At 67.5% G+C, this 17450-nt stretch carries 47 protein-coding genes; all 47 read right to left on the bottom strand.

Annotation, left to right across the window (positions count from 1 at the left end; translation table 11 throughout):
* Window positions 1-64: 64 nt before the first annotated feature.
* The 47 genes from AC0VYB_RS08380 to AC0VYB_RS08610 all read right to left on the bottom strand — a co-directional run bounded on the left by AC0VYB_RS08380 (window position 65) and on the right by AC0VYB_RS08610 (window position 17233).
* Window positions 65-307 (bottom strand): hypothetical protein, encoded by a 243-nt coding sequence (locus AC0VYB_RS08380; protein WP_475385177.1) that lies wholly within the window; start codon window positions 305-307, stop codon window positions 65-67.
* 340 nt (window positions 308-647) lie between these two features.
* Window positions 648-1313 carry a hypothetical protein gene (locus tag AC0VYB_RS08385; RefSeq protein ID WP_475385178.1) on the bottom strand — a complete coding sequence of 222 codons (666 nt, stop codon included), beginning with the start codon at window positions 1311-1313 and terminating at the stop codon, window positions 648-650.
* Window positions 1314-1481: 168 nt separating this feature from the next.
* A complete protein-coding gene (locus AC0VYB_RS08390) occupies window positions 1482-1727 on the bottom strand; it encodes a hypothetical protein (protein WP_475385179.1) in 246 nt (81 codons plus the stop codon).
* 165 nt (window positions 1728-1892) lie between these two features.
* Window positions 1893-2054: a hypothetical protein gene (locus tag AC0VYB_RS08395; RefSeq protein ID WP_475385180.1), complete on the bottom strand. Its 162-nt coding sequence runs from the start codon at window positions 2052-2054 to the stop codon at window positions 1893-1895.
* Window positions 2051-2356, bottom strand: a complete 306-nt coding sequence (locus AC0VYB_RS08400) for a hypothetical protein (protein ID WP_475385181.1) — start codon at window positions 2354-2356, stop codon at window positions 2051-2053. Before AC0VYB_RS08400 ends, AC0VYB_RS08395 begins: the two co-directional genes overlap by 4 nt.
* Window positions 2353-2559, bottom strand: coding sequence for an Hsp15 family protein (locus AC0VYB_RS08405; RefSeq protein ID WP_475385182.1), 207 nt, complete (start codon window positions 2557-2559; stop codon window positions 2353-2355). The genes AC0VYB_RS08400 and AC0VYB_RS08405 overlap by 4 nt, the downstream gene beginning before the upstream one ends.
* Window positions 2556-2762, bottom strand: a complete 207-nt coding sequence (locus tag AC0VYB_RS08410) for a hypothetical protein (RefSeq protein ID WP_475385183.1) — start codon at window positions 2760-2762, stop codon at window positions 2556-2558. Before AC0VYB_RS08410 ends, AC0VYB_RS08405 begins: the two co-directional genes overlap by 4 nt.
* A gap of 10 nt (window positions 2763-2772) precedes the next feature.
* Window positions 2773-2994 (bottom strand): hypothetical protein, encoded by a 222-nt coding sequence (locus tag AC0VYB_RS08415; protein ID WP_475385184.1) that lies wholly within the window; start codon window positions 2992-2994, stop codon window positions 2773-2775.
* Window positions 2991-3332: a hypothetical protein gene (locus AC0VYB_RS08420; protein WP_475385185.1), complete on the bottom strand. Its 342-nt coding sequence runs from the start codon at window positions 3330-3332 to the stop codon at window positions 2991-2993. The genes AC0VYB_RS08415 and AC0VYB_RS08420 overlap by 4 nt, the downstream gene beginning before the upstream one ends.
* On the bottom strand, window positions 3329-3460 hold the full coding sequence (locus AC0VYB_RS08425; RefSeq protein ID WP_475385186.1) for a hypothetical protein: 132 nt from the start codon (window positions 3458-3460) through the stop codon (window positions 3329-3331). The genes AC0VYB_RS08420 and AC0VYB_RS08425 overlap by 4 nt, the downstream gene beginning before the upstream one ends.
* On the bottom strand, window positions 3457-3612 hold the full coding sequence (locus tag AC0VYB_RS08430) for a hypothetical protein (RefSeq protein ID WP_475385187.1): 156 nt from the start codon (window positions 3610-3612) through the stop codon (window positions 3457-3459). Before AC0VYB_RS08430 ends, AC0VYB_RS08425 begins: the two co-directional genes overlap by 4 nt.
* The gene (locus tag AC0VYB_RS08435; RefSeq protein WP_475385188.1) at window positions 3609-4040 is read right to left on the bottom strand and encodes a hypothetical protein; all 432 of its coding nucleotides are present in this window, start codon (window positions 4038-4040) and stop codon (window positions 3609-3611) included. Before AC0VYB_RS08435 ends, AC0VYB_RS08430 begins: the two co-directional genes overlap by 4 nt.
* Complete coding sequence (locus AC0VYB_RS08440; RefSeq protein WP_475385189.1) at window positions 4030-4314, bottom strand: hypothetical protein; 285 nt, start codon at window positions 4312-4314, stop codon at window positions 4030-4032. The genes AC0VYB_RS08435 and AC0VYB_RS08440 overlap by 11 nt, the downstream gene beginning before the upstream one ends.
* Complete coding sequence (locus AC0VYB_RS08445) at window positions 4307-4471, bottom strand: hypothetical protein (protein ID WP_475385190.1); 165 nt, start codon at window positions 4469-4471, stop codon at window positions 4307-4309. Before AC0VYB_RS08445 ends, AC0VYB_RS08440 begins: the two co-directional genes overlap by 8 nt.
* On the bottom strand, window positions 4464-4859 hold the full coding sequence (locus AC0VYB_RS08450; RefSeq protein WP_475385191.1) for a hypothetical protein: 396 nt from the start codon (window positions 4857-4859) through the stop codon (window positions 4464-4466). Before AC0VYB_RS08450 ends, AC0VYB_RS08445 begins: the two co-directional genes overlap by 8 nt.
* Complete coding sequence (locus AC0VYB_RS08455) at window positions 4859-5341, bottom strand: hypothetical protein (protein WP_475385192.1); 483 nt, start codon at window positions 5339-5341, stop codon at window positions 4859-4861. The genes AC0VYB_RS08450 and AC0VYB_RS08455 overlap by 1 nt, the downstream gene beginning before the upstream one ends.
* Window positions 5338-5718, bottom strand: a complete 381-nt coding sequence (locus tag AC0VYB_RS08460; protein ID WP_475385193.1) for a hypothetical protein — start codon at window positions 5716-5718, stop codon at window positions 5338-5340. Before AC0VYB_RS08460 ends, AC0VYB_RS08455 begins: the two co-directional genes overlap by 4 nt.
* Window positions 5719-5790: 72 nt before the next feature.
* Window positions 5791-6174: a hypothetical protein gene (locus tag AC0VYB_RS08465; RefSeq protein WP_475385194.1), complete on the bottom strand. Its 384-nt coding sequence runs from the start codon at window positions 6172-6174 to the stop codon at window positions 5791-5793.
* Between the two features lie 116 nt (window positions 6175-6290).
* Window positions 6291-6695 carry a hypothetical protein gene (locus AC0VYB_RS08470; RefSeq protein WP_475385195.1) on the bottom strand — a complete coding sequence of 135 codons (405 nt, stop codon included), beginning with the start codon at window positions 6693-6695 and terminating at the stop codon, window positions 6291-6293.
* Window positions 6692-7093 (bottom strand): hypothetical protein, encoded by a 402-nt coding sequence (locus AC0VYB_RS08475; RefSeq protein ID WP_475385196.1) that lies wholly within the window; start codon window positions 7091-7093, stop codon window positions 6692-6694. Before AC0VYB_RS08475 ends, AC0VYB_RS08470 begins: the two co-directional genes overlap by 4 nt.
* Window positions 7090-7341 carry a hypothetical protein gene (locus AC0VYB_RS08480; protein WP_475385197.1) on the bottom strand — a complete coding sequence of 84 codons (252 nt, stop codon included), beginning with the start codon at window positions 7339-7341 and terminating at the stop codon, window positions 7090-7092. Before AC0VYB_RS08480 ends, AC0VYB_RS08475 begins: the two co-directional genes overlap by 4 nt.
* A complete protein-coding gene (locus AC0VYB_RS08485; protein WP_475385198.1) occupies window positions 7338-7832 on the bottom strand; it encodes a hypothetical protein in 495 nt (164 codons plus the stop codon). Before AC0VYB_RS08485 ends, AC0VYB_RS08480 begins: the two co-directional genes overlap by 4 nt.
* Window positions 7829-8104 (bottom strand): hypothetical protein, encoded by a 276-nt coding sequence (locus tag AC0VYB_RS08490; RefSeq protein WP_475385199.1) that lies wholly within the window; start codon window positions 8102-8104, stop codon window positions 7829-7831. Before AC0VYB_RS08490 ends, AC0VYB_RS08485 begins: the two co-directional genes overlap by 4 nt.
* Window positions 8104-8427: a hypothetical protein gene (locus AC0VYB_RS08495; protein ID WP_475385200.1), complete on the bottom strand. Its 324-nt coding sequence runs from the start codon at window positions 8425-8427 to the stop codon at window positions 8104-8106. The genes AC0VYB_RS08490 and AC0VYB_RS08495 overlap by 1 nt, the downstream gene beginning before the upstream one ends.
* Window positions 8420-8617, bottom strand: a complete 198-nt coding sequence (locus tag AC0VYB_RS08500) for a hypothetical protein (protein WP_475385201.1) — start codon at window positions 8615-8617, stop codon at window positions 8420-8422. The genes AC0VYB_RS08495 and AC0VYB_RS08500 overlap by 8 nt, the downstream gene beginning before the upstream one ends.
* Before the next feature lie 12 nt (window positions 8618-8629).
* On the bottom strand, window positions 8630-8842 hold the full coding sequence (locus tag AC0VYB_RS08505) for a hypothetical protein (protein WP_475385202.1): 213 nt from the start codon (window positions 8840-8842) through the stop codon (window positions 8630-8632).
* 577 nt (window positions 8843-9419) lie between these two features.
* Window positions 9420-9638 (bottom strand): hypothetical protein, encoded by a 219-nt coding sequence (locus AC0VYB_RS08510; RefSeq protein WP_475385203.1) that lies wholly within the window; start codon window positions 9636-9638, stop codon window positions 9420-9422.
* The gene (locus AC0VYB_RS08515) at window positions 9631-9906 is read right to left on the bottom strand and encodes a DUF7352 domain-containing protein (protein ID WP_475385204.1); all 276 of its coding nucleotides are present in this window, start codon (window positions 9904-9906) and stop codon (window positions 9631-9633) included. Before AC0VYB_RS08515 ends, AC0VYB_RS08510 begins: the two co-directional genes overlap by 8 nt.
* Window positions 9890-10105, bottom strand: a complete 216-nt coding sequence (locus tag AC0VYB_RS08520; RefSeq protein ID WP_475385205.1) for a hypothetical protein — start codon at window positions 10103-10105, stop codon at window positions 9890-9892. Before AC0VYB_RS08520 ends, AC0VYB_RS08515 begins: the two co-directional genes overlap by 17 nt.
* On the bottom strand, window positions 10102-10614 hold the full coding sequence (locus AC0VYB_RS08525) for a hypothetical protein (RefSeq protein ID WP_475385206.1): 513 nt from the start codon (window positions 10612-10614) through the stop codon (window positions 10102-10104). Before AC0VYB_RS08525 ends, AC0VYB_RS08520 begins: the two co-directional genes overlap by 4 nt.
* A 296-nt stretch (window positions 10615-10910) precedes the next feature.
* Complete coding sequence (locus AC0VYB_RS08530) at window positions 10911-11276, bottom strand: hypothetical protein (protein WP_475385207.1); 366 nt, start codon at window positions 11274-11276, stop codon at window positions 10911-10913.
* 4 nt (window positions 11277-11280) lie between these two features.
* Window positions 11281-11556, bottom strand: coding sequence for a hypothetical protein (locus AC0VYB_RS08535; RefSeq protein WP_475385208.1), 276 nt, complete (start codon window positions 11554-11556; stop codon window positions 11281-11283).
* Window positions 11553-11756, bottom strand: a complete 204-nt coding sequence (locus AC0VYB_RS08540; RefSeq protein WP_475385209.1) for a helix-turn-helix domain-containing protein — start codon at window positions 11754-11756, stop codon at window positions 11553-11555. Before AC0VYB_RS08540 ends, AC0VYB_RS08535 begins: the two co-directional genes overlap by 4 nt.
* Window positions 11743-12072 carry a hypothetical protein gene (locus AC0VYB_RS08545; protein ID WP_475385210.1) on the bottom strand — a complete coding sequence of 110 codons (330 nt, stop codon included), beginning with the start codon at window positions 12070-12072 and terminating at the stop codon, window positions 11743-11745. The genes AC0VYB_RS08540 and AC0VYB_RS08545 overlap by 14 nt, the downstream gene beginning before the upstream one ends.
* A gap of 38 nt (window positions 12073-12110) precedes the next feature.
* Complete coding sequence (locus tag AC0VYB_RS08550) at window positions 12111-12305, bottom strand: hypothetical protein (protein WP_475385211.1); 195 nt, start codon at window positions 12303-12305, stop codon at window positions 12111-12113.
* A gap of 89 nt (window positions 12306-12394) precedes the next feature.
* Window positions 12395-12586: a hypothetical protein gene (locus tag AC0VYB_RS08555; protein ID WP_475385212.1), complete on the bottom strand. Its 192-nt coding sequence runs from the start codon at window positions 12584-12586 to the stop codon at window positions 12395-12397.
* A gap of 241 nt (window positions 12587-12827) precedes the next feature.
* Window positions 12828-13352, bottom strand: a complete 525-nt coding sequence (locus AC0VYB_RS08560) for a hypothetical protein (protein ID WP_475385213.1) — start codon at window positions 13350-13352, stop codon at window positions 12828-12830.
* A complete protein-coding gene (locus AC0VYB_RS08565) occupies window positions 13349-13621 on the bottom strand; it encodes a hypothetical protein (protein ID WP_475385214.1) in 273 nt (90 codons plus the stop codon). Before AC0VYB_RS08565 ends, AC0VYB_RS08560 begins: the two co-directional genes overlap by 4 nt.
* 94 nt (window positions 13622-13715) lie before the next feature.
* Window positions 13716-14150 carry a hypothetical protein gene (locus AC0VYB_RS08570; RefSeq protein WP_475385215.1) on the bottom strand — a complete coding sequence of 145 codons (435 nt, stop codon included), beginning with the start codon at window positions 14148-14150 and terminating at the stop codon, window positions 13716-13718.
* Window positions 14131-14304, bottom strand: a complete 174-nt coding sequence (locus tag AC0VYB_RS08575; protein WP_475385216.1) for a hypothetical protein — start codon at window positions 14302-14304, stop codon at window positions 14131-14133. The genes AC0VYB_RS08570 and AC0VYB_RS08575 overlap by 20 nt, the downstream gene beginning before the upstream one ends.
* Window positions 14301-14546, bottom strand: a complete 246-nt coding sequence (locus AC0VYB_RS08580; protein ID WP_475385217.1) for a hypothetical protein — start codon at window positions 14544-14546, stop codon at window positions 14301-14303. The genes AC0VYB_RS08575 and AC0VYB_RS08580 overlap by 4 nt, the downstream gene beginning before the upstream one ends.
* Complete coding sequence (locus tag AC0VYB_RS08585) at window positions 14539-14982, bottom strand: hypothetical protein (protein WP_475385218.1); 444 nt, start codon at window positions 14980-14982, stop codon at window positions 14539-14541. Before AC0VYB_RS08585 ends, AC0VYB_RS08580 begins: the two co-directional genes overlap by 8 nt.
* Before the next feature lie 54 nt (window positions 14983-15036).
* Window positions 15037-15207, bottom strand: coding sequence for a hypothetical protein (locus AC0VYB_RS08590; protein ID WP_475385219.1), 171 nt, complete (start codon window positions 15205-15207; stop codon window positions 15037-15039).
* A 64-nt stretch (window positions 15208-15271) separates the two neighbouring features.
* A complete protein-coding gene (locus tag AC0VYB_RS08595; RefSeq protein ID WP_475385220.1) occupies window positions 15272-15688 on the bottom strand; it encodes a hypothetical protein in 417 nt (138 codons plus the stop codon).
* Window positions 15685-16359, bottom strand: a complete 675-nt coding sequence (locus AC0VYB_RS08600; protein ID WP_475385221.1) for a hypothetical protein — start codon at window positions 16357-16359, stop codon at window positions 15685-15687. Before AC0VYB_RS08600 ends, AC0VYB_RS08595 begins: the two co-directional genes overlap by 4 nt.
* Complete coding sequence (locus AC0VYB_RS08605) at window positions 16356-16766, bottom strand: hypothetical protein (protein WP_475385222.1); 411 nt, start codon at window positions 16764-16766, stop codon at window positions 16356-16358. The genes AC0VYB_RS08600 and AC0VYB_RS08605 overlap by 4 nt, the downstream gene beginning before the upstream one ends.
* Window positions 16763-17233 carry a single-stranded DNA-binding protein gene (locus AC0VYB_RS08610; RefSeq protein ID WP_475385224.1) on the bottom strand — a complete coding sequence of 157 codons (471 nt, stop codon included), beginning with the start codon at window positions 17231-17233 and terminating at the stop codon, window positions 16763-16765. Before AC0VYB_RS08610 ends, AC0VYB_RS08605 begins: the two co-directional genes overlap by 4 nt.
* Between the last annotated feature and the right edge of the window lie 217 nt (window positions 17234-17450).

Raw genomic sequence — 17450 nt, forward strand, 5'->3', positions numbered from 1 at the left:
TCGTACCGCTGCGCGATGCGGCGACTATAGCACGCGGCGGTGACGATTGGGCCTCGGCCCCGTGTCAGTTCCGGGGGTGTGCGAGGGCCGCTGAGATGATGCTGACAGTCCCGGAGAGGATGAGCACGGCGAAGGCGATGGTGGGGACCGGTTCGAGGGTGCCGTCGGCGATGAGGCCGATGACGAGGATGGTGGCCCCGACGAGTCCGTAGGCGACGAGGGTCGTGAGGGCGGCGACGCACACGATGAACGCGGTGGTCTCGATGGTGCGGCGGATGCGTTGACGGCGTCCTGGCTCCCGGGCCATGCGGTTCTCCCGTGGTGTTGTTCCCATATGCGTTCGAGGATGAGTACCGCAAGGTGCACGGGGTCGGTGCCGGTGGTTCTGGCGATGACGTTGAGGGCTTCGGCGGTGGGGAGGTTGTTGACGGCGTGGGTGACGGCTACGTTCAGGTAGCGGTGGACGATGTAGGTGACGATGTAGGTGACGGTGCGGGGTTCGATGACGCGGGTCGGGAGGCCGTCGCCGGGTAGGGTCGGGAGTTCGTCCGGGAGGACCGGGACGGTGACTTCGCGGTTCTCGGCGGGGACGGTCACCGTTGTGCCGTTGCTGGGGCCGCCGATGAGGGTGAGTTCGCGTGTCCTGGTCATGGGGTGTCGTCCTGTTCGGCTCGTGCTGCGAGGAACAGGGCGGTGACGTGCTCCGAGTCCACCCGGGACGGACGCCGGTGTCCGCGTCCTGCACGTCGGGCGGCGCGCCGGGCCTCGCGGAACTCCGCCTGCCGGTAGTCCACCACGTTCCCGCACCCCGTGCATGTTCCCCAGTTGACGCGAACACCCGGGGCCGCCGTGGCCAGTGCCGGTGTCTCGCACACGCACTGGCGGTGCGCGTCGGCGACGGTGGAGCACTCCCGGTGGTAGCAGCCACGGTCCCCGACCCACCAGGGGGCCTTCCCGTCGCGTTCGTCCCCATACCAGCCGTGGGAGACGTTGACGGGGTTGCGGCGGTCGCCGAGTTCCCCGCACCACTCGCAGGTGGTGAGCAGGCGGCGGCGGAGGCGTATGAGCGGTGGGAACCGGAGGCGGAGGTGGCTGAGGTGGGTCCACAGGTGCCGGTCGCGGCACACAGTGCCGGAGTCCGCCCCGCCGGGTTCCTCGTGCCACACGTCGATGAGGTCGTGGCCGAAGTACGCTTCGTACCCGCCGATGCGCAGGAACGGCCAGGACAGTCCCCGCCGTTCGCTTCGTGTCTTGCTGATGCGGGACGGGATCGGGAGTCTGACGGACAGGGCGAGGGTGGACGGGTCGTGCATGGTGGGTCTCCTAACGGTGGTGTTTGACGGCGACGGGTGCCCCGCAGCGGGGGCAGCCGACGGGTCGGTTCGGGTCGTGCGAGGTCGCGGCCCACCCGCAGTTTGGGCAGGCGCAGAGGAACGTTGGAGGCGGGGGCGGTCTCCCGTAGATGACGATGGGGCGGGGGTTCACTTCATCCACTCCCGCTCCACGGCGTCCGCGACGATCCCCCAGCTCGTTGCCATTTTCCGGGCGTGCTCCGGGAGGAAGTCCCCAATCGCGGACAGGAGGGGACCGCCGGTCAGGACGCCGTTCTTGACCTCGGCGAGGCCGACGCGCTCCGCGGCCAGGACTTCCCGGACTGTGAAGGACCGGCCCAGCGGGTTGTCCCCGTGCGGGACCAGCCAACGGGCGTTCCCGGCCCGTAGGCTCACTGCGTCCCGGGAGCACTGCTCGCATAGTCCGGGGCCGCCGCACCGGGCCTTGGGCGGTCGACCCGCACCCGCTACGGTCACACCGTCTACGTCGTAGCCGTGGCGTGTCCACGGTCCACCTTGAACCGTCCACGGTCCACCTTGAGTCTCAGTCATCGGGGTCTCCTACTCGGCGAGTGCCATATCGGCTTGGGTGAGTTCACGGCTGGCACGGACGAACCCGAACAGGTCGAGGACGGCGGCCACCGTAGGATCGAGGGCCGTGCCCGGCTGCGCCGCCGGTCCCGAGTGCGGGTCGTGGCGGAGGGCGTCGATGAAGTCGCTCACGGCGCGTCCCCCTCCTCGGCGCGGTCCCGGAACACCGGGTCGTAGATCGCGCTGCCCCGACTGTGCACGGACCGAGGCGGAGGAACCTTCCCGCCTCGGAACCCGGGGGCGTGCGGCCCCTCGGCCCGGGCCTGCCCGTAGACGGCGTTAAGGGCCTTGGCGGCGATGCCGTGCTGCTCGAGGCGGAGGGCGGCGAGGACCGCTGGATCGTCCCGGGCGAGGACCGCTCCGCACCCGGTGCAGTAGGGTTCGATGCTGCCGTTCACGCGGACTTGCCAAGCCTCGTGCTCGTGGTTGCTCACGTGTCCTCCAATCGTCGCCGTGTCTCGGCGGTCGCGTCGTCGAGGTTGTCGAATTCGCCGATGATCGTGTCCCCGTAGGCCGACCACAGCACCCACACCCACCCGCACAGCTCGACGTGCGGGTGTGGGCAGTTGTTGCACCGGTGCGGTCCCCGCGACTCCTCCCACCGAGGGTGCCGCCAGTCCGGGGGCGCAACGGTCACCGCTTCGCCCCCGGACGGTACGGTTCCGGCAGCCGGGTGAGGAACTGCGCCAGGCCCGGTTTGGGTGCCTCGCTGGTGCGCACGTACTCGCCGCGGTCGATAAGCGACCGCCGGTGGTCCCGGGCCTCCACCTCGCGTGCGAGGCGCACGGTCGCCCGGGCGGCGCGCTGAAACGCGAGCTTCGCTTCCTCCCACTCGTTCACGTGCCCTCCCTCACCAGTACTCATAGCCGTTCTCCGCATCCCGCTCGTCCTTGGCCTCTAACACCGCGACGGCGGCACTCACCCCGACGACGAGGACGACGGCGAACAGTCCGACCGCCCACCCCGTGCCGATCACCTTTTCCAGGGCGAAGAGGCCGAGCACCAGGCCCGTCCCGCCTCCGAGGAGCGCGGTGAAGGTGCCGACGAGCCGCCAGAACGTCCCCCACTTCATGCTTCCCCCAGCAGGGCGTTGAGCGCGGCCCGGGCGACGCCCTCGGCGTTGGCCCAGCGGCGGCGGCGAACCTCGTCGACCAAGTTCGGTGGGACCGCGCCGCCGCTCGGGTAGGTGATTTCCGCCGTGGCGTCGTACATGCGGTCGTGCAGCACCTGTGCCACCTTCTCCACCGCCTCGTCGGTGCGGAGGAGGATGCGTTGCCGGGTGGCTCCGGCCCGGTACGCAGTCCGGCCTGACTCCCGGAACTGGCTCAGCAGGGGCCACAAGCGGTGGTCGGTATCCGGGGGCGGGAACATCTCATCCGCGCATTCCGCGATCTGCTTGTCCCAGGTCACTTCTCCTCCTCGTCTGCGATTCCGAACGCCCGGTCGATGCGGGACATCTCGGCGATTGCCTCGTCACGCGTTTGCCCGAACGTCTCCATCGCGTCTCGGATCACGGTCTCCGGTGGTTCGTAGGTCACTGCTCTTCCGTCCCCTCGGCGCGTTCGAACAGGTACTCCCCGGACTCGACCCGGCGGCGTATCGGCCCTACCGCGCGGCCCTGACGTTTCGCTAGGGCGTGCGCGGCGGACGCCTCGGCCCACGTCGCGAACACCTCGTCGCGAGCGGTCACGGCAAGTCCTCCAAATCCTCAGGTGAGACCCGCTCGGGGTCGTATACGGTGCATGAGCACGACTTCGGGAACCGGCAGCACAACGGGTGGTACTCGCCTTCCTCGCAGTCCGGCCACTCGTCGACACATGCCTTGAGTCGGCGGGTGCGTGGGGGCGGTTCTCGCACCTCTTCCCACTGCCCGACGAGGCGCACGCTGGTAAACGGGGTGCCGTCTTCCTTCTCTCCTCCGAGCGTCATCTCCACCGTCGTCAACCCCAGGTCGTCGATGACTGCCTGGGCGACGGACCTCCGGTTCTCCCGTGCTTCGTCGCCCAGCTCGTCGTAGCCGAGCGGGTTGTAGTTCCGGTTCGTGTCCGCCGAGCGAATCCGCTCGTTCTCGTCATGGACGACCCTCGCGATCCGCTCCCGCAGCGCATCACTGTCCATCACGCGCCTCCTGTTCGATCCGGTCTGCCTCGTCGCGAATGCGGTGCACCGAGTTCCGGTGCCCCGAGCGCACACCGTCCTCGAAGTCACCGCCGTGCACATAGCCGGTGATCTGAACCTCCACGAGGTCCGCCGCCTCCCGCAGCGCGTCCGCCCGGACCCTCGCGAGGCCCCGCAGCCGTTCGTCCCGCGTGAGTGCGACCACCCGGCGGTAGCGGATTGTCGCGTTCTTCGCCAGCTCCTCCTCGGTCGGCGTGTAGGGTTCACTACTCATCCGTCTCGCCTCTCAGGAGCGTGTCCTTGGCCAGGTCGAGGAGACCGAGCTGGATGACGAGGGGAAGCTCCTCGTCCGTCGTGACGCTCGTCTCCACCTCGCCGTTCTCTCCCACCTCATAGGTGATGTGGATGAACCCCAGGATTCCGTCACTCACGGCCCAAACCTCCCGGGGCGCGGAACCCGTCGGCGGCCAGCTGGGCGGCAAACACCGCTCGACCCTCGTTGCGGATCACGTCCAGATCGTGGAGTTCGAGGGCGTCCTCGATCTTCTCGGCCTCCGTGGGTCCGGGGTCGGCGGCCATTTCGCGCTCGTGGTAGCCGAACAGGACTATCGCCTGCCGCTTCGTGGGAGCGACGAACGCGCACCGGCACCACGGGCAGGTGATGACGTAGCGCATACCAACGGGGCTGTACGCCTCCCCGGTGTCCGCAATAGCGTCCTGGTGCCACGCCTCGACCGGAAACCCCGGGGCGGCCTCATGGACGATCGGTGCTTTTCGGTCGTCCGGATCGTAGCGGACCCGGCACTCGTGGTTGCCCATCACTCCTCACCCCCCGGTGCGGTCACGCCTGCATCATCGAGTCGGCGTGCATAGTCGTGGGGTTCGGGGTGCCCGAGGTCGATCAGAACTTCAGCCAGCAGCTCCGCGTTCGTCGGCACCGGGTCGGGGATGACAGCGATGCCAATACGGGCCAAGCACATTCGCTCCCACGCGACATACTCCGGGCCGAACGCCTTGGCGATCTCGCTCTCCGTGATCGTAGGCTTCGCCGGGGACGGCGACGGGACCGCCTCGGGGTGCTCGTCGAGCCAACGGAGGGTGCGCTTAACCGCCGGGTTGTATGATTCCGTGTCCTCGCTGATCTGCTCCGCCAGGTCTGCCAGCTTCGGCCTCGGACCCTCAGGCTGCTGCACCCACCAGTGACGGATCAGGTACCTGACCGTCCTCCGGATAGTCGGAATGTCCCCGCCGGTCTCCGCGTACACGTCGTTCGTCAGCTTGTCCTCAAGCTCGTAGGTCACAGCTCCTCGCCCCTCTCGATTCGGTCGGCGCGGTCGCGGAGCCACGCCGAGTCCCTGGTGGGGAACGCGACGCCTCGCCCGGTGTTCGCCTCGGTGAGTGCGTCCGCAGCGTCACGGAGAGCCTTCGCAGCCGTGTTGGCGAGCATTTCGTCGACAACTGTGTCCACCGCTGCCTGCACACCTTCGACCAGGCCGTCGGGGGCGGGGATGAGCTGAGCGAGGAGAGGGTCGCCGACGGAAACTCGGTGGAACGCCTCGGCCACGGCGATGGTGGTCGCCTGCTTGAGGGTGTCGAGGTCGAGATCGGCTCGGAGGTTGGTGACCATCTGGTCCTCGCCGGTGTCGTTCGCCGGTTCGGCGTCGTTTGGGGTGTGCACGGTGTGTCTCCGTTCTGCGGGTGTCGGGGCCGCCCGGCCCGGTGCCGGGCGGCCATGTAGCGTGTGGCTGGTTCAGCCGTAGAGGACCGACCAGTTGGACTGGTCGAGGAGGCCGAGGCCCTTAGCGTAGACGCCTTCGGACTTCGCCCAGTCGATGAGCGCGCCCATCACGTCGCGCTTCGTGCCGTCGATTCCGAGCGGGGCGTCGGTGACCTCGACGGGGGTACCGTCGGGGAGAACGGCGTGGCAGTAGGACACGTCCCAGCCTCGGCGGCCTCCGCCCAGGTTCTCGCTGGTGAGGAACCGGAGTCGCGTGACGCGGCCTCCGAGAGACGCGAGGCCCTTGAGTCCCATGTACTCCTGGCCGACGCGTCCGGCATGGTAGTTGTCGGGGTCGATGAGTCCGTTGTCCTCGCGGACGCCGTAGGCGGTGGCGATGCGGTCGATGGTGTTCACGTCGGTCTCCCTACCGTTGGTGGGCCTCCCTGTGTGCCCGATAGTTATACGTTAACACTAGGAAAGGGTGGGAGGCAACACCCGAACGAATTCTTGTGCAGGAAATTCCTGGACGGTTAGGTGCTGCCGTCCGGCCCGTAGTCGCCGTCGTCCAAGTCCCACCACGTCTCCGTGGTCATGTCGAACACGTAATCGTGGCGGCAGTCCGGGCACCGGAACGCGAGAAACCGCGGGTGCGGCTTCGTGCGCACCGTCCGCCCCTTGAGGTACCGTCTGCCGGTGCGCTTCGCCGTGACCTCGACCAGGGCCTCGTGCGTGTCGCCGTTCCCCGGGTAGAACGTGCCACGGTTCACCGCTGGGGGAGTGACGCTGCCGCACACCGTGCACGCCTCCCGCTCCGGCGGGGCGCACAGGAGCACGGTGGACTCCTCCCAGCCCGACCACATCACGACGCGTCCGTCCCACCTCGGCGGCAGGTCGAACCCGCGCGCCATGTTCCGGGGCAGGACCGGCCCGGTCACGTGTCGGCGTGCCGGTGCCAGTCGAACTCGAAGTCCGAGGTATCGAGGGAGTCGCGGTCGAGGGCGTCACGGTAGACGGCGACGACGGCGTTGTTCCAGTCCTCCGGTGACGTACCCGCCTCGGCCCAGTCCGGCACGTCCTCCTGCCGGTTGAGGAGCAGGAGCCGCACCGGTTCGGCGGCGTCCCAGTCGTCGACGAACCGTTCGCGAATGTCAGTGACGAGGTCAAGGTGCCGGTTGACGTGACGTTCGACCCGGTCGGCCACGTCCTGGGGGACCGGTTCGTCCCGCTGCATCCACCGGGTGAGGGTGCGCGGGTTGAGGTCGAGGAGTTCGGCGAGGTCAGCGACCGTGCTGCCGAGCAGTTTCCACTTGACCCAGAGTTCTGCACCGTTCATTCGTCATCGTCTCCTTCGTAGCGTCGGTTGAGGATGTGGTTCTTTGCCCACTCCAACAATCCCACAGCGGTCGCGCTGTTCGTGCCCTCACCAATCGCGTACTGGGTCACATCTGCGCCGTCGCCGTCGACCGCGACGTAGGCGACGACCCATCCGGTGACCACGGGCGGGTGGTCGCTGTCGCGGATGCTGCTGTGGAACTGCCGGATCGTCTCGTCGAGGGACTTCAACGGTTGCGAATCGGTCATCGGGGTTCTCCGTTCAGAATGGCTGCGTAGCGGCGTGCGTCGGCCAGATACATGGCTTTGAGGGTGCAGTCCTCGGTGTGGTTGCAGTCCCGTTCGTGGGTGTCCCAGTCCATGCCGGTTTCGTCGTTGAACAGGGTGCGCGCGAGCGCGGTGATTCGGTCGGTGTCGGCGCGTTGCCACGAGTACCAGTCGCCCTCCCAGGTGAGGTTCACGGGGATCGTGGCGGCGGTGAACCGCCCGGTCCCGCTGTCCTCAGGGGCGTCGTTGACGAACAGCTCGGCGTTGCAGTGGCCGCTGTCGACCATGTAGTGCCGGGTGTAGTCGGACTCGTGGTAAGGGTTGCCCTCGGCGTCGCGTTCAACCGCCCATTCCTCGCACTGGCAGTCGTCTCCGCCGACGAGACGGCAGTCCGCCCCCGCGGCTGCGCGGCATTCGAGCCGGGTGGTCACGCTCCCGTCGTCGAACACGAACACGATCACGTGGTCGCTCATCCGTCAGCCTCGCTCTCGAACCTGGCCGCCCGGTCGCGTAACCACTGGCGTGTGTACGCGGTCCGGTCCGGGAACATTCCGCTGATCTGTCCGGGCGCGTACTCGTCCGCCGCGTCCCGGAGTGCCTGGGCTGCGGCGTCGGCTTTGATCCGTGCGATTCCTCGCCGGGCGTCGGCGTCCGCCACGTCCGCCGGTTCACCGGCCCCGGCCATCATCTCGGCGTACCCGGTGACCAGTTCCTCCTCGTCCGGCACATACGGCTGCCTTCCCATCACTCTCCACCCCCGGGAGCCGGGTCGGGGATGCGAGCGAACAGTTCGGGGTCGTCCCCGAGGACGACGAGCTTCCTCGCCACCAGGTCGATCCCCGCCGAGACGCCGTAGTGCACGGGGCACTGGTCGTCTGACACCGCGCACGCCCCGCACTCCTCGGGGTCGGCGTCGAAGTGGTCGATGAACCACCGGCCCACCTCGGCGGTGCCGTACCTGGTGAGACGGTATCCGTCGGGGAACTCGCCGCCGCCGTCCGACACACGCTCCAGGCCGTTGCTGCGGTCGCCCGAGGCCGCAAGCCTCGGGAGTGTGTGTTCACTCATCGTCGTCTCCTTGGATGCACGCGGTGTCCTGGCCTCCGACGTAGCTTCCTCCGGCCTCCACGCAGGCGGTGCGCTCGCGTTCGTCGGAGTGCCGGGCGTCGGTAATGACGACGGTGACTCCGGCGATGAGTGCCATGATCGTCAGGGAGACTGCTACGAAGCCGGTCGCCCACAGTGTTCGTTCACTCACGGTGCTGCCTCCTCACGACGCGTTGAACGTCAACGCGACCCGACGGCCCGGCGCGCTCATGATCTTCTCGATGACGGCACGCCCCACCTCGGCGGCGAACGCATCGGTCGGGCTGATGCACGCGAAGGCGTTGAGCCACGTGTGGTCCACGGTGGGGAGCGCACTCACGGTCCGGAAGTCGGCGCGCACGCGGTCCTCCCACGGAACCTCTGTCGTCTCACTCATCTGTTCTCTCCTGTCAAAATTCGTGCGGTTTCTTTACACGTCAGCGGGACGTGGAAAGCCGTTTTCTTTCGTAGATGGTTTCGTATCCGTCTCGTATTCGCCGCCCGTACTTAAGCGGTCCAACTCGGACCCGGTTTCGCTTGGGGGTCCGCCCTCACGGTCCAACGCCAGTTGGAGGGCGGCAGCGAACGCCTCCGGGAGGGCGGGGAAGCTCTTTCCGACGGCGTACATGCCCGAGGAGTGCACCACGAAGTAACCGCTCCGCCCGTAGCTCACAACATGCGGCACTGGGTGGTTCTGGCATTCCCGCAATCCCGGGCACACGGCTCGGTGCTGGTCTCGCCGGATGAGCAGGCGCATCTGAGCGTCGCCAATGCGGTCATAGACAGGCCCGTAGGTGGGGTGAAAGTCCTTCATGTGAGACCAGACCCCGACCCTGTTCCTGCGCCATATCCGCCACCGCCTATCGACGTACTCCCCTAACGTCATGATCGCGTCGGCACTGCCGCGCACGGGGCACGCTCGGTCTCCCTGGTACGGACCCTCGTATGCGCCGAGCGGAGGGCACGTGCACCGGTCAGTTGTCGTCGGCATCACTGGCCTCCAATCCCGCCGCGATCAGCGTCTCCGTGACGATGTGCTTCGTCAGAGCGCGCCCCACGAACGACTCGAATCCACACGTGCACTGGGTGCCGAGTACCCCGTGCTTCGACTCGACCTCGAAGTGGACGACATCCAGGAACTCGGTCAAGTCGAACTCCGGGTCCATCCCGGACAGGTCCAGCTGCTCAGTCATCACTGGCCTCCTCCGTGTAGACGTGGAACACCAGCCCGAGTTCGGGCAGTTGGAACGTCCCGACGAACGTTGCGGCAGCGGGGTGAACCTCGTGCCCGGTGCCGTGGACGAACACCCGGTAGCGTGCCTCCGGTGCGTCGTCGTCAACCTCCGCCCACAGGCAGACCGCCCCGTCCTGCACCTGCACGCTCAGCGGTTTCCACCCGGCGTGCGTGTCAACGAACTGCCGGTCGGTGACTTCGAGCGGGTACTTAAACACTCGACGCATCAGCGATCACCTCCTCAGCCCTGTGCTCCGGGCAGTAGTCCTCGTCACCGACGCTCACCCATCCGGGCGCGCGAGCAGTGGCGGTGACCTGGACGCCGCCCACAGACGATGCGGCGGTCTCGTAGTAGTCGGTTTCCCTGGCCCCACACAGGCCGTCATCGCCGTCGCACTGCATGATCGGCAGGTGTCCTCGGGTCATCGCCCACTCACCGCCTCCCGAGCCGCCTCAAGGGCGCGGACTGTTGGGCAGGGGAACTCCGGCAACTCGTCTGTGCCCTCGCTCAGTTCCGCGCACTCCCGACAAGTCCAGTCAGTGATATGGGATGAGTGCGAGCAAACGTATCCGCATCCGTCGTACTCCACGCCGTAGGTCTCAACGTCATGCCCACAGTCCTCAATGTCTACAGTGAGAACAGGCCACTTCTGATGCAGCCCCAGCACCGCCTCCACCATCGCGACCAGCGCGGGGAGGGCGTTGAACGCATCGACAGCGGCAGCAGCGTCCTCCTCGCGCTCAATCCCACGTGCAGACCCTCCGTAGCAGTAGGCCATGCACGCAATCTCGTTGCTCGCGACGACCGCCCACGGTTCGGGCCGAGACCAGTGCTGTGAGATTTCGGTTCCGTCCGCTTCCCACGGTCCTTCCGTCGCCGCCGCGTGGATGCTTCGACGCTCCGCGAGCCATGCTTCGAGTGAGGTGTCAGGCATCGCTATCCGCCCCCGTAACCGCCGCAATGAGGCGGTCTCTATCGCTAGGGGGGTAGCCGGAGACTAGCCGCGCTATCTCGTTCGGGCACACCGGACCGGTCAACTCTTCGCCGCTCCACTCTGGGAACAGTTGAGCCGCCTCGGGGGCCGCCTCCGCGTTGTCCCCTGGCCACGTCGTCCCGCACGACGGGCACAGCCACTCCTCGTCCTCCCGCGTTGTTTCCACGGAGCAGGCGTCGCATGTCGGGTAGCCGGGATGGTTGAGGCCCGGCCTCTCCGCCAGTCTCAGGTACTGGTTACTCATCGTCCCTCCCAACGACCGCGACCGCGTCACGAATGACCTCGGCAACGTGCTCGGCGAACGCCTCACGACCCGCCTGCGTAAGGTCCGGGAGCGGTCCCTGATCCGGAATTCTCGCCTCGGTGCGGACCCCGCACTCACACCGCACCACGGTCGCCTGCCCGGTCGACGACGGCCAGTGCACCACGGTCTCCTGCCCGGTAGACAACGGCCAGTGCTCCGCGATCAACGAAACGAGGTCCGGTGCGTTCCGCTTGTCGGTCATCGGTGTCGAGGCACCGTTCGGCTTCACCATCCACACGGTCGGGACACCGCCGGTGCCGATGGTCACGTACTGGTCGCCCCTGTCGAGGACGAGCATCGGTTCACGCATCGTCGCCTCCCAGTCCGAGGCGGGTGTTGATCCGGGCGGACGCGTCGTCCGAGACGGCGGCGTTGACGGCGGCACACTGAGCATTCGCGATCAGCACGGAGATGAGGTTCGCCGTCCGCTGCTCGAACGCGAGGGCGAGAAGCGCGGTCCTCACGTCGTAGAGCAGCACCTCCAGCGTCGTGGCGGGGGAGTCCGCGAAGGCCACGGCCTCGGCGACGGCGTCGTTCGCGAACTGGTTCCCGGGGAGCGGGTTGGGGGTGGTAGTCATGCGGTCTCCCTGTAGGCGTTGAGGCCGACCGGTTGACCGGCCTTGTCGAGTTGGTCGGATGCGATGAGGAGGCGTCGGGGGCCGACGCGGCGTGCGTCGAGCGCGCCGGTCGCGATCCACGAGTACACGGTGCGGCGGGTCACCCGGGCGCGTGCGGCCACCTCGGCGGGTGTCAGGTAGTCGGGGTCAGGGGACTTCACGGGTGGCCTCCTCGCTGACGTGCACGCTGGTGATCGGGCGGGTCTCGTTGTAGATTCCGCCGTCCGCGTTGACGGTGACGACGTACTTCCCGACGATGTCCTCGGGGTGCTTGGCCGCGTCCGCCCAGAGCAGGTCGATGATCTGCACGTCGGGGTCGTTCTGGAACCCGAGGACTGCGGCGGGTTCGCCCTTCCAGAACTCCTGGCGGCCAACGTCGCCGGTGGCGGCGTCGACGTGGTACGGGTAGGGGAGGGGGAGGTTCACGTTGTACTCCCCGGACTGGGTGTTCGCTGGCTGGATCGTGATGGTGGTCATGCTGGTTCTCCTGTAGCGGCTAGGTAGCGTGTGGCAGGTCAGGGCAGAAACGGTGCGGGGGTGTCCTCGGTGGGGGTGACTTCCCAGAAGGTGGGGCCGCCGTGCTTGTTGATGTGCTCGATGAGCGTGTCGAAGTCCTTGGGCTGAACGGTCCAGAGGACGCCGCCGAACCCTTTGCCGAGTTCGCGTGCCTTGACCGGTCCATCGGAGTGGATTGCGGTGAGCTTGACCATGTCGGCCTCCTGCCGGTTGTGGGCTTCGGGTTCGTCCCTGCCCTGTAGTTATAGGTTAACACGGGTGCGAGTTTGAGGCAACGCCACGTCTACCCGGGTTCGGGGACACCCGACGCGCGAATCTCCTGAATCTGCGACCGGAACCCGATGCTCACCTCCACCTTCGTGTCCCCCCCCGGAAGTCCGACCTGCAGGGCGTCGAACACGAACGCGGACACCTCGCTCAGCGTCATCCCGGCCTTCTTATCGTTGGCCCTCGCCCCGACCGCGCGTGTCGTCACGACGGTTCCTCCTCTCCCGTATCCGCGCTGCGACGAACGCCAGCGCGTGCGCCCCCAGCATCGCCAGTGCCTCGATCAGTCTCATTCGCTCCTGCCCTCTCCAGGTCGACCATCGCCGACCCGATCTGTTCGGCGAGCACCCGGTGCGCGTGCTGCCGTGCCGCACCCTTCGCGACGACCGCGGAGCGGAGTTCCCGCCGCCTCCTGTCCCGCAGCCACCGGAGGATTCCTGCGTGCCTGTTCACGAGGTCATCTCCTTCCACTTCTGCGTCGTCCACGCCGTCGACCCCCACACGCGGGTTGCGACGGTAGCGGTGTGCTCGGCGTGGTCGGGCCAGCACTTGTCCGGGCACCGGCGTTTCGCGAGTTCGTGCCGGTAGCACCGGCCCTTCCACTCGGCCCAGTGCGGGTTGTTCGCGGCCAGCTCGGCTGCGACGTTCGCGTCGAGGGCGACGGACGCCATAAGCGAGCACACCCCGGACTCCCCGCCGCTCCCGGCCATGGGAGGGAGGTGTTCGGACCCGTCGTCACCGAACGCGACACCGTGGGCGGCGTAGAGTCCTCGGCGGGTGGTGTACTGGCCGCACCCGGGGCACGCACGGACCTGGTACCAGAAGTCGGACGACTGTTCCCGCAGCTGGGCGACCAGTTCCTCCGGCGGTTCCCGGTACTCGACGGCGTTCTCGATCTTCCGGACGACCGGGTCGCCGTCGACACGGAGCGCGGCGAGAATGTCCTGCTGGCCCGGGACTGCCTCGGTGTTCACAGTGCCTCCAGCTGGTCGGGTCGCGGTGGACGGTAGTCGTCTGGGCCGAGGAGGTGGTAGAACGTGCCGTCCGGGAGGAGTTCCACCCACCCGCCGGGCCACCTCCACACGGGAACCTCCCACGCCTCTCTCGGGTCGGCGCGGTCGATCTTCCACCCGCGTTGCCGAGCCTCCTTAGCGAGGTCGGCGTCGGCCTCCATGCCGGAGTTCGACGCCCAGCACAGGGAGAGCAGGTTCTCGGCACCGCCGAGGGTCTTGGACCCGCCCATGCCTCGGCCTCGCCGATGCTGGATTGAGAGGTTCGACGCGGTCCCGCAGTGTACGCACTTCCCACCGTCTCGGGCGTGGACGATCCGGTGGACCTCAGCGCTCGTCATCCCCACCCGCGGCACCCCCAACCGGCCCGTAGCACTTCCCGAGGGCAATGTTGCTGATCGTCTCCTGGCTCCTGCCGTACCGGGCCGCGACGGACGCCTGAGTCTCGCCGGACGCCAGCAGGCGTCTAATCTCGGCCACCTCGGCAGCCGAAAGCCTCGGGCGGTTCTTAGCGGTGCGCCGCCGATACTCGCGCCTCGGGAACACCGTGTCCGGGTCCAGGATGTGCGCCCAATCGGTTCGAGTCTTGATGCGGCTGATCCGTGACTGGTCGACCCCGAACTCTCGGGCGAGGTCGGCCTGCCGTTCGCCCTGCTGCAGGCGCAGGTCGATTTCGCGGACGGTGTCCTCGGTGAGCCTCGCCTGCGGGTTGTTCTCGCCGACGTTCCGGTCCTCAGACCGGTCAGTGCTTGGCCGGGGCACGGCGCGCCTCCAGACGGTCCCGGGTGCGCGTGTAGGCGCGCTGCGAGAGCTTGTTCGCGATGGACGCGCGCCGGGGGAGGCCGAGCCAGTCCTCGGCCTCCGCGAGTTGCACGGCGCGACGGATCGTGTCCCACTGCTGCGGTGTCGGCTTCACGACTTCTCCAGGGTCAGGGACACCGTCTCGGTGCCGTCGAATTCGACCTGCGTGCCGCCCTCGCCGGTGCGGACGAGCACCGTCATGTGGTGGTGCTCGTCGTGGGAGAGGATCGCGAACGCCGCGAGCACGCCCTCAATCGAGACGCCCTGCTGGGCGTACCGCAGGCGGCGACCGCAGTGGTTGAGGCAGAGTTCGGCGACGGGCACGGTCACCCACGTGTAGGTGGTGTTCTCAACCATTCGAGTCCTCCAGGGCCTCGAAGGCGGGGGTGGACAGCGCGCCGGACCCGATTCGGGCCATGAGGTCGGCGATGCGTCGCTGCTGGTCCTGCTTCCGCTCTAGGGCCTGTCTGGCGTTGGCCACGTCGTCCTTGGCCCTGTCGGTGATCCGGTCGGTGACGACCTCGATTTCCTCCGGTGTCGCCGGGAAGATCGCGACGTTCTCGCCGGACTTCATGACGTACTCCTTGATTCGTTCGCTGGAGGTGTAGCTGTCGTCGAATTCGAGTGCGGTGACGACGGTGGTGTCGCCGTCGGAGAGGATGCCGGTGACGACGCCGAGCTTGAGTTCGGGGCGACCGTACGTTTCGGACAGCCGCTTGTACACGTCGCCCTCGGAGAGCTGGGTGACGCGGACGTGGTTGGCGTTGGCCTTGACGAGCGTTTCGATGTTCACTGCAGGGTTCCTTTTCTGTCGGCTACTAGGCTATGTAGCGGATGGCTGTGATGGTCAAACGGCGACGGCGGGGTTCTCGACGGGCTGGGTCACGGTCAGTCCGTCGCTGTCGCTCGCGCTGACACCGCAGGCGGTGCAGGTTGCGAACGGGTTGTCGGTAAAGTCGACGATCCGGACTCCGGTGGTCTTCGCGAAGCAGTCCTCGCAGTAGTTGGCTTCGTCCATGTCGGTCTCCTACCGTTCGTCGGCCTCGCCTGTCGTTGCCGCGTAGTTATACGTTAACACACAATCACGGGAGGACGTACTCCCGCATCACTTCTCGCGCAGAATTCTGGTCCGTACCCCACGGGGCGATGCACACCACGAACTCGACCACGTCCCGCAACCGCCGGTCATGGCCGAGGTGCAGCATCCACGGTCCCTCCACGTACCGGTGGGAGTCGTCGACGATGATCCCTGACCGTTTGAGCTGGTCGACGACGGGTTTCATGCTGTCGGTGAGGTTCGACGGGTCGTAGGCGTTGCGGTTGCCCTTGATGACGCCCACCCAGATCGTTGCCCGGGGCACCGGGTTCAGGCCCTTCGCGCGCCACCCGACCTGCTGGGCGACGAGTTCCTTGAGCTTCGTCCGCCGCCACCGGTCCGCGTTCCGGTTGGAGTGGACGAGGTGGTCGCGTTGAACGTTGACGATGAAGCACTGGGTCACGCCGCCTCACCGCCCGTCGCCGGGACCGACAGCGGGTTGTCGGGGTCGTCGTAGTACCCCAACCGCACCCACCCGGACCGTTGCCCGTGCAGCCTGGCCCGGGTGCGTTGCCTCGGCGGCGACAGGTGCGGTCCCGACTCGGCGAGCACCGGGTGCGCGTCACGCACCGTGTCACGCAGACTGGCACGCACGGTCGCCCACTCGCCCCGGCGCAGCGACAGGATCGCGTTGCGACTCAGCCCTGTTCGCTTCGCCGTTTCGGTGGAGGTGAACCCCAGGAGCGCGAGGTCGCGGACCCGCCGCACCGTGCCCGTAGCGTCGACCCGCGCCGAGGCGTCCGCGTCGAACCGGACCGCGAGGATTCTCGCCGCGGCGGCCCGAGCAACCCGCTCCGTGCGGGGCCTCCGCCCCTTCGAGCGAAGAATGTCCGAGAGCGACCCCCGGTGCATTCCCGCCGCCTCGGCGACCGCGGTGATCGTCATGCCGCAGCCGATGAGCCGCAGCGCGTGCTCCCGGGCCGGTGCCGCGTCGACGAGGCGTTCGACCCCGTGGTCGACCTCGTACTGCCGACGCTTCCGGTACCGGCGTTGAGCGAGTTTGCACTCGTTGCACCGGCACGTCCGCGCCTGGTAGCAGGTCGCGCACGGCGGGTGATCGTGGGTGTGCTTCACCAGCCCACCGCCCTGTCGGCTGCGGTCCACTCCCGGTAGAGTCTCCGCCGTTCCTTGTCCGTGAGCCGCACGGCCCGGTCGGCGACGGACACCACCCTGAGTGCGGGGGCGGTGACCGTGGGGATCGAGTCCTCCTGCGACGCCCGAACATCGCCGACGGGGTCGACGCTGTAGAGGTCGCCGAGGCCCCACAGGGAGGCGTGGAACTTCGCATAGAGGCGGTTCCCCGTGGCGTAGACCCGGTCGGTCTCCGCGCTGGGTCCGTCGATGCCGTGGTGTGCCTCGCCGTTGGCTCGTGCCTCGCACCAGGGGCACCCGTCGTGGGGGCGTCGTTCGTGTCCGGGTTCGATGAGGTCGCCGGGTCTCAGCCCGGGCACACCGCCGTGGAATAGCCGGTCCGTGGTCACCGGGAACCCCAACCGCCGAATTCGCCCGTTTCCGGCGACAGATCGCTCTCGCCGGACGAGGACGCCGGACTGGTCCCCCAACCGCCGCCGTGGCCCGTTTCCGAACCGTACCGGGTCGAGTCCTGCCCGACGGTCGAGGACCGATCCATGAGGTGGGTGCCAATCTCGTCGACGAGGAGGTGCTGGAACCGCTTCGTCTGGCCCTGGGCGTTCTCGTACTCTCGGGCGCGCATTCGGCCCGTAGCGACGACGAGTGAACCCTGGCTGAGACGGTCGGCAATGGTCTGCGCGAGGCGGCCCCAGGCGACGCACGGGGTGAACACGGTGGGGAGTTTCTGCCACTGGCCGTCCCGGAACTGGGTGGGGTTGGAGGCGATGGTGAACTCGACTTTGGTGGTGCTCTCGCCCTCCCGCATCTCGGGTGGTCCGGTGAGGTGGCCGGTTGCTGTGACGGTGGTTTCGCTCATGCGGTTTCTCGTTTCGGCTCGGGTTCCCTAGTTACGTACGTAACGGTTAGTAGGAACTTAGTTACTTAGTTACTTAGTTACTTATTGTTCAGCGATGGGTTAACGCATGGGTTCCGGGACGGGTTTCGGGATATGTTCCCGGATGGGTTAAATATCGTTCCCCGATGGGTTACCGGATGGGTTACCCGATAGGTTTGTCGATACCATTCCCGATAGG

The organism is Brevibacterium sp. Z349TD_9, assembly GCF_056173565.1.

What these genes read in the sequence shown, in the direction of transcription:
- AC0VYB_RS08380 (WP_475385177.1), bottom strand. Translation starts at nt 307, where the DNA reads ATGGCCCGGGAGCCAGGACGCCGTCAACGCATCCGCCGCACCATCGAG.
- AC0VYB_RS08385 (WP_475385178.1), bottom strand. Translation starts at nt 1,313, where the DNA reads ATGCACGACCCGTCCACCCTCGCCCTGTCCGTCAGACTCCCGATCCCG.
- AC0VYB_RS08415 (WP_475385184.1), bottom strand. Translation starts at nt 2,994, where the DNA reads ATGAAGTGGGGGACGTTCTGGCGGCTCGTCGGCACCTTCACCGCGCTC.
- AC0VYB_RS08435 (WP_475385188.1), bottom strand. Translation starts at nt 4,040, where the DNA reads ATGGACAGTGATGCGCTGCGGGAGCGGATCGCGAGGGTCGTCCATGAC.
- AC0VYB_RS08440 (WP_475385189.1), bottom strand. Translation starts at nt 4,314, where the DNA reads ATGAGTAGTGAACCCTACACGCCGACCGAGGAGGAGCTGGCGAAGAAC.
- AC0VYB_RS08450 (WP_475385191.1), bottom strand. Translation starts at nt 4,859, where the DNA reads ATGGGCAACCACGAGTGCCGGGTCCGCTACGATCCGGACGACCGAAAA.
- AC0VYB_RS08475 (WP_475385196.1), bottom strand. Translation starts at nt 7,093, where the DNA reads ATGAACGGTGCAGAACTCTGGGTCAAGTGGAAACTGCTCGGCAGCACG.
- AC0VYB_RS08480 (WP_475385197.1), bottom strand. Translation starts at nt 7,341, where the DNA reads ATGACCGATTCGCAACCGTTGAAGTCCCTCGACGAGACGATCCGGCAG.
- AC0VYB_RS08485 (WP_475385198.1), bottom strand. Translation starts at nt 7,832, where the DNA reads ATGAGCGACCACGTGATCGTGTTCGTGTTCGACGACGGGAGCGTGACC.
- AC0VYB_RS08490 (WP_475385199.1), bottom strand. Translation starts at nt 8,104, where the DNA reads ATGGGAAGGCAGCCGTATGTGCCGGACGAGGAGGAACTGGTCACCGGG.
- AC0VYB_RS08495 (WP_475385200.1), bottom strand. Translation starts at nt 8,427, where the DNA reads ATGAGTGAACACACACTCCCGAGGCTTGCGGCCTCGGGCGACCGCAGC.
- AC0VYB_RS08505 (WP_475385202.1), bottom strand. Translation starts at nt 8,842, where the DNA reads ATGAGTGAGACGACAGAGGTTCCGTGGGAGGACCGCGTGCGCGCCGAC.
- AC0VYB_RS08510 (WP_475385203.1), bottom strand. Translation starts at nt 9,638, where the DNA reads ATGACTGAGCAGCTGGACCTGTCCGGGATGGACCCGGAGTTCGACTTG.
- AC0VYB_RS08515 (WP_475385204.1), bottom strand. Translation starts at nt 9,906, where the DNA reads ATGCGTCGAGTGTTTAAGTACCCGCTCGAAGTCACCGACCGGCAGTTC.
- AC0VYB_RS08520 (WP_475385205.1), bottom strand. Translation starts at nt 10,105, where the DNA reads ATGACCCGAGGACACCTGCCGATCATGCAGTGCGACGGCGATGACGGC.
- AC0VYB_RS08525 (WP_475385206.1), bottom strand. Translation starts at nt 10,614, where the DNA reads ATGCCTGACACCTCACTCGAAGCATGGCTCGCGGAGCGTCGAAGCATC.
- AC0VYB_RS08530 (WP_475385207.1), bottom strand. Translation starts at nt 11,276, where the DNA reads ATGCTCGTCCTCGACAGGGGCGACCAGTACGTGACCATCGGCACCGGC.
- AC0VYB_RS08535 (WP_475385208.1), bottom strand. Translation starts at nt 11,556, where the DNA reads ATGACTACCACCCCCAACCCGCTCCCCGGGAACCAGTTCGCGAACGAC.
- AC0VYB_RS08545 (WP_475385210.1), bottom strand. Translation starts at nt 12,072, where the DNA reads ATGACCACCATCACGATCCAGCCAGCGAACACCCAGTCCGGGGAGTAC.
- AC0VYB_RS08550 (WP_475385211.1), bottom strand. Translation starts at nt 12,305, where the DNA reads ATGGTCAAGCTCACCGCAATCCACTCCGATGGACCGGTCAAGGCACGC.
- AC0VYB_RS08565 (WP_475385214.1), bottom strand. Translation starts at nt 13,621, where the DNA reads ATGGGCGGGTCCAAGACCCTCGGCGGTGCCGAGAACCTGCTCTCCCTG.
- AC0VYB_RS08580 (WP_475385217.1), bottom strand. Translation starts at nt 14,546, where the DNA reads ATGGTTGAGAACACCACCTACACGTGGGTGACCGTGCCCGTCGCCGAA.
- AC0VYB_RS08590 (WP_475385219.1), bottom strand. Translation starts at nt 15,207, where the DNA reads ATGGACGAAGCCAACTACTGCGAGGACTGCTTCGCGAAGACCACCGGA.
- AC0VYB_RS08610 (WP_475385224.1), bottom strand. Translation starts at nt 17,233, where the DNA reads ATGAGCGAAACCACCGTCACAGCAACCGGCCACCTCACCGGACCACCC.